The sequence below is a fragment of the Brachyspira pilosicoli genome, assembly GCF_019402445.1.
GTDB lineage: Bacteria > Spirochaetota > Brachyspiria > Brachyspirales > Brachyspiraceae > Brachyspira > Brachyspira pilosicoli_B.
In genome coordinates, this window is sequence record NZ_SRZM01000410.1 from 1 (window position 1) to 2326 (window position 2326).

Sequence of the window (2326 nt, forward strand, 5' to 3'; positions counted from 1 at the left end):
CGGATACGCTTCGCGAAGAACTGCATTTTAGTCTAAATATAAATATTGTTTTTTATTAAATATATCAATAATATGTAAAAATCTAATATTTGTACTTTAGCGAAGCGTGCCCGAAGGGTAAAAACTTTGACGAAGTCCACACCGTGTAGCGGCGGGAAAAAGAACAACAAAAATTTATAAAATAAAAATTTTTAGTATATCCTAAAACTCTTCTATCTTCTTTGTGATAAAACTTATAATATTCTCTTTTGATACCTTTATAGGTTCATTGTCTTTTTCAAAATATATAAAGTTACCGTCTGCACTTCCTGCCACTCCAAAATCTGCATGCTTAGCTTCTCCAGGTCCATTAACCACACAGCCCATTATAGCAATAGTGATATTTTTCTTTATATTTTGTACATGCTTTTCTATAAAACTAGCAACCTCCTCCACATTTACCTGACATCTTCCGCAAGTAGGGCATGATATTATCTCAACAGAAGGCTCTTTTCTTAAACCCAAAAATTTAAGAAGCATCTTTCCTGCCATTACTTCTTCAACAGGGTCCCCTGTAATAGAATATCTTATAGTGTCCCCTATTCCTTGCATAAGCAAATATGATAAGGCACTAGTACTTTTAATTAAAGAACTTCTTAATGTACCAGCCTCCGTAACACCTAAATGTATAGGATAATCAAATTTCTCTCTAAATAATGTATTTGCCTCTATTGTTGTTTTTATATCAGATGCTTTTAATGATACTTTTATATTTGTAAAGTTTAAGTCTTCCATTAATTTTATATGCTCAGAGGCACTTTTTACCATATTTTGAGCATTTACTTCTTTGTATATAGCCCTATCCAAACTTCCGCCATTAACACCAACTCTTATAGTTAAATCTCTGTCTTTTGCCTCTTTTATAACCTCTTTTACTTTATCTTTATCTTTTATATTACCTGGATTAAGCCTCAAAGCGTCAATACCGCTTTTCATGCTCTCTAAAGCAAGCCTATAATCAAAATGTATATCCGCTATTAAAGGAAGTTTAGTTTGTTTTTTTATCTCTTTTATAGCTTGAGCAGCCTCCATATCAAGTACAGCAAGCCTTACAATATCAACTCCAGCCTCTTCTAAAGACTTTAATTGAAGTACAGTTTCTTTAATATTTCTAGTATCAGTATTTGTCATAGATTGCACACTAACAGGATTTCCGCCTCCTATTAGTATGTTTCCAACTTTAACTATCTTACTCATCATTTTCCTCATAAACTTATAAATACAACATTGATTTTATATCTAATAAAAAAATTGTCAAAGTGTTTTTATATAGTATTGAGGTTAGTTTATTTTTTCCTTGATTTTTTGCTTTTTTAGTATATAATACTTTTAGATATTTTTTAAATTAGTAGAATAAATTACTAGAATAAATAAAGGCTTATTTAAAAAGAATTATGTATAAAGTAAATAGTTATGTTGTTTACCCTATGTATGGAATATGCAAAGTCATAGGTATAGAAGATAATAAAGTAAATTCTTCCATTGTAGAATGCTATATACTTGAATGTGAAGGCGAAAATATCACATTAAAAGTTCCTATAAATAGAGTTAAAGAATATCGTATACGTAAGATAATATCTAAAGCAGAAGCTGAAAATTTTTTGAACCTTTTACAAACTAAACCTCATGATATAGAAAATAATTGGAAAATTCGTTATCAAGAAAATGAAGTAAAATTAAAAACTGGTGAAATTGAAGATACTATAGAAGTGGCAAGAAGTTTGTTTACTAGAAATAAATTAAAAGAATTATCTGCAAGCGAAAAACGTTTGTATGAAAAAGCATATATGTTTATAGTAAATGAAATTAGTATAGCATTGAAAAAAGATAAAGACCAAATTGAAGATATAGTATCTAATGCATTAGAAAAATCAGCTAAAAAGTTTAAAACTAAACCTGCTGAAAAAGAACTTATTAAACCAACTAAAGCTGCTGCTAAGCCTACCAAAAAAAAGAAAAAAGAAGAGTGAAATATTTATTAATTTATTCTATTTGAAACTAATATAAAAAATAAAAAACATAAAAATAACTCGAGCTCTTTTTAGTTTTTAAGGAGAAACTGTTATGTGGAGAATAATTTATTTTGCTTGTTCTATTTTAGCACTTATATTTGATTATATTTATAATAAACTTTTTAATATAAATACTATTACATTCTTTATTGTAAGTTCTATTATTATAATATTATTAGATTTATTTTTCATAAGAAAAAAATCTTCAAAAACGACTTTAGTCATTTTTGTATCATTCGTTCTTACAATAATAACTGTAATACTTACTTTAAATG

2 protein-coding genes and 1 pseudogene are annotated in these 2326 nt (G+C 27.6%); 2 read left to right on the plus strand and 1 reads right to left on the minus strand.

Features of this window, described 5'->3' with window-relative positions:
• Positions 1–201: 201 nt before the first annotated feature.
• The gene (gene ispG, locus E6A48_RS11465; RefSeq protein ID WP_219710442.1) at positions 202–1236 is read right to left on the minus strand and encodes a flavodoxin-dependent (E)-4-hydroxy-3-methylbut-2-enyl-diphosphate synthase; all 1035 of its coding nucleotides are present in this window, start codon (positions 1234–1236) and stop codon (positions 202–204) included.
• 197 nt (positions 1237–1433) lie between these two features.
• Between ispG and E6A48_RS11470 the strand changes: the two genes are divergently transcribed.
• Both E6A48_RS11470 and E6A48_RS11475 read left to right on the plus strand, forming a co-directional pair.
• Complete coding sequence (locus E6A48_RS11470) at positions 1434–2009, plus strand: CarD family transcriptional regulator (protein WP_219710443.1); 576 nt, start codon at positions 1434–1436, stop codon at positions 2007–2009.
• Between the two features lie 94 nt (positions 2010–2103).
• Positions 2104–2326, plus strand: a pseudogene (locus tag E6A48_RS11475) (PIN/TRAM domain-containing protein); the annotation flags it as partial.

Bases quoted from the DNA above. Each gene is read 5' to 3' on its own strand.
- ispG (WP_219710442.1), bottom strand. From the start codon at position 1,236: ATGAGTAAGATAGTTAAAGTTGGAAACATACTAATAGGAGGCGGAAAT.
- E6A48_RS11470 (WP_219710443.1), top strand. From the start codon at position 1,434: ATGTATAAAGTAAATAGTTATGTTGTTTACCCTATGTATGGAATATGC.